At 34.7% G+C, this 9,128-nt stretch carries 4 protein-coding genes; 3 read left to right on the top strand and 1 reads right to left on the bottom strand.

The window, feature by feature from the left end:
• The first annotated feature begins 2,211 nt into the window (after window positions 1-2,211).
• Together pap and ACP6PK_RS11175 are read left to right on the top strand one after the other, a co-directional pair.
• Window positions 2,212-3,699 carry a polyphosphate:AMP phosphotransferase gene (gene pap, locus ACP6PK_RS11180; RefSeq protein WP_094673437.1) on the top strand — a complete coding sequence of 496 codons (1,488 nt, stop codon included), beginning with the start codon at window positions 2,212-2,214 and terminating at the stop codon, window positions 3,697-3,699.
• A gap of 213 nt (window positions 3,700-3,912) precedes the next feature.
• Window positions 3,913-4,794 carry a YdcF family protein gene (locus tag ACP6PK_RS11175; protein ID WP_426559669.1) on the top strand — a complete coding sequence of 294 codons (882 nt, stop codon included), beginning with the start codon at window positions 3,913-3,915 and terminating at the stop codon, window positions 4,792-4,794.
• A gap of 997 nt (window positions 4,795-5,791) precedes the next feature.
• Here the strand turns inward: ACP6PK_RS11175 and ACP6PK_RS11170 are convergent.
• Window positions 5,792-6,112, bottom strand: a complete 321-nt coding sequence (locus tag ACP6PK_RS11170; protein WP_426559668.1) for a hypothetical protein — start codon at window positions 6,110-6,112, stop codon at window positions 5,792-5,794.
• 224 nt (window positions 6,113-6,336) lie between these two features.
• Here ACP6PK_RS11170 and ACP6PK_RS11165 point away from each other — a divergent pair, with 224 nt between their 5' ends.
• Window positions 6,337-8,091: an ABC transporter ATP-binding protein gene (locus ACP6PK_RS11165; RefSeq protein ID WP_426559667.1), complete on the top strand. Its 1,755-nt coding sequence runs from the start codon at window positions 6,337-6,339 to the stop codon at window positions 8,089-8,091.
• Window positions 8,092-9,128: the final 1,037 nt, after the last annotated feature.

The raw sequence follows: 9,128 nt of genomic DNA, 5'->3' as shown, positions 1-9,128 counted from the left end.
TTTGTAAAGGGTTTTAATAATATTGTTTTTGAACTTAGTTATAAGTTTTATTTATTCTTTGTGATTTTTCTAAAGATTCACTTAACACAATATAATTTTACTGTCAATATCTATAGCGCTACACGCTAGGGAATAGGGAATAGGGAATAGGGAATAGTAAACTGTCAAATGGTTTTCCTACGGAATGCTGCGCAAACAGGATTTAGAAATGTCAAGAGCCTTAATAAGTAGCGCTATACTTAATTTTAATCATCATCTTTGATATTGCTCAATTGGCACACTTAAAACTCTTCCTTTGTTTGGTAGTGCGTCAAGGAAGTGTGGGAAGTCTAGGAAGACGTCCGAAAGTAGGAAGACTGCCAAAAGTAGGAGGAATAATTGTAGCTGTATCTTTAATTATGCAAGTCTGCCAGCCGTCCTAACTTTTTAGTCTTAAAGGCTGAAAAATTTGCACTTTTTTCGCTCCCATGTGGGCGCTTAACCTTGATATATCAGTGCTTTGGAATTATATTGGCCAGCCATATTTACTTATCCCACACTTTGCTGATGCACTACCCTTTGTTTCTAGGCATTTTTATTTTCCCCCTCTTAGCCCACATCCCTTTACTGGCGCTCTTACCGAAAAATTACACACATCGTTACAACCAAAACACAGTAGGGGCGATTCATGTTTGCGGAGCATTCCGTAGAAAATCGCCCCTACTGTGGTCTACCGAAATCAAAACCGCTGTAAAATATAAAGCCTCTCAATGTAATGAACAAAAAAGAAAAAAATCCTCTGAGCAAATCCTCTTGTTGATCGGAAAAGGTAATTATTAATTATTTAATTATTGAACCATCTTTATTCCAAGGAACTGTATATATCTAGCCATGTCGCTCGAATAGGCAGGGAATAATTTTATCAAGCAAAAAAATTGAGTTACTCATAGCAGTAGGCGTCACTGGTAGGTAATTCCCATTAATTTGGCTCCGAAATCTGAAGCAAGCCTGCCGAAAAAATCAACTTGGCGCGATTAATAGACTCCTGTTCTTCTTCAGTCGCTGGTCTGAACTCGTGCCCAGTAAATGCGCCAGCAGCGTACATATGTTGAACATGAACAAATCCCTTCGGTTTGGCTGGGTGTTGCCATTCTGGGTTAGCTTTGCACGAACGACTACAGGTGTAGTAATTGCAAGGAACAACCTTTGATTTTCTTACTGTTTGAGTCCTTCCACATCCAGGACAAGAAACGGTTACTCTCTCTGCGGCTTTATATTTTGCCATGAGGGTCTATATGTTTTACACTTTGATTGTACTACCAAATGGTATCACCATGGCAAGGGAGCGACGGTTAAATATTCGCTTCATTAATGGATAATTGATAATTACCTCTCCCTAAAACGGATAGGATTGAATAAAAGGAAATTTTTTTTGTTTCTCCACGGTGAGTGAGAGGCTTTAAACCTTAATTATTCGGTAACTGACAAAGAGTGGGAAGGGTTAAAGGCTTACGCATGCAAAAAATGACTGAGCATGGCAGAGGTTATTCGTTTTTCCGAATAATTAATAATTAAATAATTCGCGCCTTGAAGCCTCCCCTTGGATAGGGGAAAAAAGCGGTCGTTTGCGGAGCATTCCGTAGGAAAGCGTCCCGGAGGGAACGGTCTCCCGAAGAGTGCAGAGCCACTGCCTCTTCCAGAGGAGCTGCGCTAACGTTAACGCCATATCCAATCGACCAAGAGAAGAAACAATATTTCCTTATATTCAATTCTGTAACGGTTTTAACTAGAGGTAATTATCCATTATCCATTAGAGACTGGAGAGTAAAATAATTCTTAAGAGACCAAAGGAGTGACTAAAATCTAAAAGCGGTAATACTTCAAGGGATTGAAAGAAGGTAGATAGAGAAGTATTCAGTACATATATTCCTGATTAAGGGGACAAATATTTGCCCTTGTATTTCTTCCTCCCTATTCCCTATTCCCTATCTCCTTTTTATATTTCCTGATACATTCAATCTCTTATCCATTAATGAAATACAGTCTCTGTCTGAGGGCGATAGATAGTGAGTTCATCTCGGCACTGTTGTATTTCTCACCTACGGCATTGGTCAGGCAATGTAGCTAGACTCACACACCCCTGATATCGACACTCACCCTATCGGTTAGAGTGTAGGGCTTCCAGTCTAATAGCTAAAAGACCTATATATTTATAACAAAATATAACTGAATATGTTAAATACTCTAAATTTAGATGTTGGCCTTGATAAAGATGCCTATAAAATACAGTTAGAAGGACTGATGCGACAGTTAAGATCGCTACAGAAAGCTTGTTGGCAAAACAAATTACCTATGCTGATAGTTTTAGAAGGTTGGGCTGCAGCAGGTAAGGGCGCTTTAGTTAAACAAATAGTAGGATATATGGACCCACGGGGTTTTGTTGTCCATCCAATTTGGCCGACTACAAAACAAGAGCAACAATATCCTTTTCTGTGGAGGTTTTGGCAAAAAATTCCTAGAGCAGGACAAATATCCCTATTTTATCATAGTTGGTACACCCACGTCCTAGAAGACCGATTGTTGAAAAGTGTGTCAGAAGCAGATGTACCAATAATTATGCGACAAATCAATGCTTTTGAACGTCAGATGGTCGATAATGGGGCGGCGATCGCCAAATTCTGGATTCATTTGGGCAAAAAAGAACTGAAGAAGCGCTTAAAACAAACTGCAGACGACCCTTTAAGAGCTTGGCGAGTTAGAAGTCAAGACTGGCAACAAGCGAAAAATTATGAAAAATATACTGCCTTTGCGGAGGAAATGCTAATTCATACTAGCACAGGATTTGCTCCCTGGACTTTAGTTGAAGGAAACTGTCAACGTTGGGCAAGAGTTAAAGTCTTGACAGAAATTGTCTCAATACTAACTCAAGCTTTAGACCAAATGCATATTAGGGCGCCACGACCAAATAATCCTCTTCAAGAACAACTCAAACCCACCGAACGAGATTTTTTGGCTCAAGTAGATTTGACCCAATGCTTTTCTCCGAAACAGTATAAAAAGTCATTAAACCAGCAGCAAGAACTTTTGAGTAAACTGCAATTGGAAATATACAAGCATCAACTACCTGTTTTAATCTTATTTGAAGGGTGGGATGCTGCTGGTAAAGGTGGGGCAATTAAGCGGTTGACCGATAACTTGGACCCTCGTAGTTATATAGTTAATGCTTTTGCTGCACCAACAGAGGAGGAAAAAGCCTATCATTATCTTTGGCGTTTCTGGAAAAAGTTGCCAGAAGCAGGAAAAATTGGTATTTTTGACCGCAGTTGGTATGGTCGAGTATTAGTGGAGCGAGTGGAAAGATTTGCCACAGAGTCAGAATGGCAGTGTGCTTATCGGGAAATTAATGAGTTTGAGGAACAATTGACCACTGCAGGTTATGTTTTGGTTAAGTTTTGGTTACATATTAGTCAGGAAGAACAGCTCAGGCGGTTCACTGAGAGACAAAACGACCAATTTAAGCAGTATAAACTTACTGAAGAAGATTGGCGCAATAGAGAAAAGTGGCAAGTTTATGAAGTAGCTGTAAATCAAATGATTCAGCGTACAAGTACGCCAACTGCTCCTTGGACTTTAATTGCGGGTGATAATAAACGTTATGCTCGTGTTAAAGTAATCCAAACAGTCACAGAAGCAATTAATTATCAACTGAAGTATAGATAAAATAAGTTGACTTTTATTTTTATATATGGGAAATGGTGCATCAACTCACTTAATTGATGCAGCTAATAATCCAAATTTTCTCAGGACAGAAATCAAAAAATTATGCTGATCATTTTAACCAGAATAGTATTTTGCATACTATTAATTTGTATTACTCTATCACTCTGGAAAAGCTGTGGTGATGATAAGAGGAACTTAATTTATAAGTTATTGATGGTATTTTCAATTATTTTGTTGATACTAGCTTTTTATGCACCAGATAGTCCGATAGGTGCTGCTGTTTTTAGGTTTCTAGCTTTTGCATTTAAACCCCTTGGTTTTTCAATTATATTGTTGGTTTATGCCACTACTTTAATATCGAATGGGGGAATAAAAGGTCCTGCACCAACCCTGATTATTACAGCCTTGATAGTTCTGATAATTACTAGCGCACCAGTATTTGCTGTATGGGCAGCTCAAGAAGCAGAAGAAGATGCAATAGAGGTTGTTTCTGTTTCAGCTTGCTGTGATGAAAAAGCAGATGCAATTGTTTTATTAGGTCAAGGAACAACTCAACCAATAATACCTGATAGAATACAAGTTCAGCTAACAAAAACTGCAGAGCGAATTATCCATGCTGCTGAATTATATAAAAAAGGTTTAGCTCCTTACATTATTGTTAGTGCTGGTCCAAGAATTGGAGCAGATTTTGATCTTAATAAAGTTGAAGCTCAAGATATCAGAAGGGTTTTAGGTTTATTGGGTGTTCCAAGAGGTGCTATTATTATTGAACCAAATGGCTCGACAGTACATGAAAGTGCTGTTGAAACTCGTGAAATATTAGATGAAAGAGGTTTAGAACCTACAGTTATTCTTGTTACTTCTGCGATTCAAATTCGTCGTGCTAGTTTAACTTTCACTGACTTAGGTATGAGGACTATTCCTGCTCCTACAGACTTTAATACTGTAAATCCTTATGAAGATTCTTCCTATCGTTTTGTACTAGCAGATTTTCTGCCTAATGCAGAAGCACTTTTACTAACTACTGAAGTTTGGGAAGAATATTTAGCATTGTTTTACTATTTCCTACGAGGTTGGTTAGCTCCTGGTTTCTAAATAACCATTTTTTTTCTTTCATATAATTTAGTTTATGCCCTACTCAAAAAACTTTTTGAGAGAGGGGCATTTTTATTTTATTGAAAGTTGTGTATCTCTCTAATACAAAATTCATAAATGTTTGCTACATCTTCTTGAGAGGTGGGAGTAGGTTTTTTAGGGATAAGACCAATTACCATGCATTAATGCTATACTTCAGCTTGACTTCAGAAGTCAAATAGTTACCAAGATCCAAAGTCTGTTGCGTGACAATTATTAGTCGGTTAGTATATGTAGTGCTGTGTCAAGCCTTAAATGTTACTTGATAAAAATTCTAGGATGCTGATTTTCAAAGCTTTTACTTAAAAATCTAATACACCATTTTAAGCTTGAGGCGCTAGTAGGTTTTTTCTACTTTTAACCTCTCCCCCCACCTCCCACACTTCTCACACTTCCCCAATCAATTATCTATAGCATTCTTTTTGAGAAATGGTATAAGATATCTTTGTAGTTTGCCCACGAATAGCTAAAAAAATTTCTCTTACTTATTTATAGCAATCCTATTTTATTCATGTCAAAAATCTTGCCACTTTTTAGGAATAGGTTTGGAGGCAATGGTTAATGGGTAAGGATTTCGGAGTTTATTTCTAGTTTTTGAATTGTTACAACCTATTTAGTATTGCTATATTACTTAATAACTAAAGTTTTGAGTAAGTATAGTATTCTTTTTTTATGTATGGTATAAGCTAAAACCAATCATACACTTATATAAAATTCGATGGCAAAAAGTTTTCATATTTTACCAATTTGATCAGAAATTTATGTAGTGCTATTTTTAAGTGTTAAATAAAACTTTATTTATTAGGATTAAAATAGACAAGACAGGATGTAAGTATATGAGCAGAAATAAACCTGAAAATTTAGCAGTATATTTTTAATAATGTTCCACTTTATTTAGGATGATTACTTAGATGGTAATTAATTTCAGAATGAGGGTGAATTTTACTGTTAACCAATATCAATATTCTTCAAAATACATTCTTACTGGCTCATAATTATTAGAAGATTTAGCAGTTGAATTATTTTGAGAATTAGTAGGTTTAGGTTCAGATTCAGGTTCAGGTGGTTCTTCACTTATACTCTCTACACTAGCTGGAATTAAAAAATTAACAATAAAGATAATACCTAAAACTATCATTGACAATATAATAGTAAAATCTCTTCCTGGAGGTGATTTTTGTTCTTTCTTTGGGGGAGATCCGAGTTTAAACTTAATAGAATCAGTATCAATACTGTCATCGTCTTTTACGTTGAATGTAAGAGAAAATTGCTTGCCCATATTTATTAATCCTATTGTGGCAAATATTATAGTCAAGATCTTAAGATCATTGTAGTAATATTTTGAGTTTAATCTTAGACAAGATTATTTAGTAGTCATAAATTTACTTGATACAGATTGGTTTGAACAGGAACTAACCAGCTTTTTGTTGAATTAAGCATCAATTTATTTGTATATTTAACTATTTACAATCATAGCATTATCCAAAATCTAAAATTACTACTATGGCTCAATCTTCTCAACTACGACTCCAAAAATTAGCCTCCTACTTACGTCCTCATTGGCGAAAGTCTTCATTAGGAATTTTCTCTCTACTTATAGTCAATAGTTTAGGAATCTATATTCCTAAATTAATTAGTCAAGCAATAGATGATTTGGAAGTAGCAACAAAATTTAATGAATTCTTATACTATGTGTTAACAATTGTAATTTTTGCCTCTATTATGTGGGTAATTAGAATAGCATCTCGAATCCTCATATTTGGAGTAGGACGACAAGTAGAATTTGACATCAAACAAAAGATTTTTAATCGACTTTTAAAATTAGAACCATCCTACTTTAGTAATAATACAATTGGAGATTTAATTAACCGCGCCACAAGTGATGTTGATAATATTCGCAGACTATTAGGTTTTGCAGTATTAAGTATTAGCAATACAATTTTTGCTTATGGTTTAACTGTCCCAGTTATGCTTTCTATTAATGTGCGGTTAAGTCTATTAGCAATTTCTGTTTATCCTATCATGCTAATACTGGTACAAATATTTAGTAAAAAACTGCAAAGTCAACAATTAGCTGTACAAGAAGAACTTTCTAATATGAGTGATTTGATTCAAGAGGATATGAATGGTATTTCTCTAATCAAAATATATGCTCAAGAAGAAAATGAAAGACAAGCTTTTAGTGAATATAATCAGCGACTTTTAGATGTTAATTTAGACTTAGCAAGAACTCGTAACACTCTTTTTCCTATTCTCGTTAGTTTAGCAAGTTTAGGCTTATTAATATTACTGATTAATGGGTCAAACTACCTGGAAACTGGTGAATTAACAGTTGGTAATTTTGTAGCTTTAATTATTTATGTTGAGCGTTTAGTTTTCCCCACTGCATTATTAGGTTTTACAATTACTGCTTATCAAAGAGGAGAAGTAAGTATCGATCGTATAGAAGCTATTCTCACAGTAGAACCAAAAATTAAAGACCATGAATCACCTCTAACTTTTCCACAAATAGTAAAAGGTTGGATAAAAAGCCAAGGATTAACATACACTTATCCTGGTAGTAAAACACCAGCTTTAGACAACATTAATTTTCTGATTAAACCAGGAGAAACTATTGCTATTGTCGGACCTATTGGTTCAGGAAAATCAACTTTAGCAAATATATTACCTCGACTTTTAAATATTAATATTGACCAACTATTTATAGATGGTTATGATGTGACTCAAGTCAAATTAGAAGATTTACGCAGGGCGATCGCTTACGTTCCTCAAGAAAGTTTTCTTTTCAGTACAACTATCAAAAATAACATTTGTTATGGCGAGCCATTAAAAGAACAAAAAGAAATAGAATTTGCTGCAAAACAAGCACAAATTCACACAGAAATTCTCAACTTTCCCCAAAAATATGAAACGATAGTAGGAGAAAGAGGAATTACTTTATCGGGAGGACAAAGACAAAGAACAGCATTAGCAAGAGCATTATTAGTTGATGCGCCAATATTAATTTTAGATGATGCACTTTCGAGTGTAGATAATCAGACAGCAACTAATATTTTGCAAAATTTATCAACAGGAACTCAAAAGAAAACTGTAATTTTTATTTCTCATCAAATGTCTGCTGCTGCTACTGCCGATAGAATTTTTGTGATGGATAAAGGGAAAATTGTGCAAGTAGGAAATCATGCAGAATTAGTGGGGAAATCTGGTTTATATCAGTTACTTTGGAATCAACAAAAACTCAAGCGGTTATTAGAATAGGAGTTATTTCAGTTATTAGTTATTCTAGCAGGGACTAGGGAATAGGGAATAGTTAGAACAATATTTCCGCTGTCTAAGATTCATCATTAGTCTATGTACTAACCAATTTTTTCTTAGCTATAGTTGTCAAAAAACTTATGCAGGTAAAAATTGACTCAAAAGTTAAAAGTTAAAATTTAAAAAGTAGAAAATTATCGAGGCAACTCGACAAAAATATAGCAATCAGGAATCAGATGTGAGAATTTAGGTGTTTCTGATAAGTTATAGAATATAACAATTATCAGATTAATTTTTAGAATTTTTTTTCTTCTTCTCTGTTCCCTATTGCTCCTTTCTTTTTCCCTAAAATTTTCCAATATCTCGCAACTTAAATCATATAGCAATATGATTCTTATCTAGAGTATTTCATATAGGAATAAGCAGCATAATTTTTCATTGAATATCCTCGCAAGTAAATCATTCCAATGTTTGTAAGTACACCGAATAATAATTTAATATACAGCGCTTCCCGTTGTTATGAGGTACAAAATTTTAGGTTTGAGGGAACACTTAACTGGGAATAGGGAATAGGGAATAGGGAATAGAAAAGAATAAAAACAACTGTACCTCATAGCTACGGAAACTGCTGTATGTCAAATTCAGTTCAGCTTTAATAACCTCTTGTTTTACCATAATTAAAAATTTTTCTACTTAATCAAACATTGCAACGTAGTCAAAACATAAATCAACCTTTAGTAGTGATACCAATTACCAAAAGTAATACTATACTTAGATGATAATTTAATGAAAACAGACCGAATAACTTATTCGATAATTAGGGCTTGCTGAAAAAGTTTTTTAGTAGTTGTAGGAAATCGCCCGTACAGGAAAAATGGGGAATTTAGAGGAGGTAGTCGGAATAATAGTAAGAGTGATTTTTCTCTAAATATTGAGCAAAAAATGCTAAATTTTTGAACCTTTTCGACCTAAAAGTTCGGACTTTTTTCCGACCTAAAAAGTCACTTAGCTTTATCTGTCTTTAGTAGTGATACCAATTA

The organism is Dapis hubbardiae BLCC-M172 (assembly GCF_050016015.1).
Lineage (GTDB): Bacteria > Cyanobacteriota > Cyanobacteriia > Cyanobacteriales > Microcoleaceae > Trichodesmium.
Note: the sequence above shows the minus strand (reverse complement) of the source record. Positions and strands in the feature narration are given on the sequence as shown.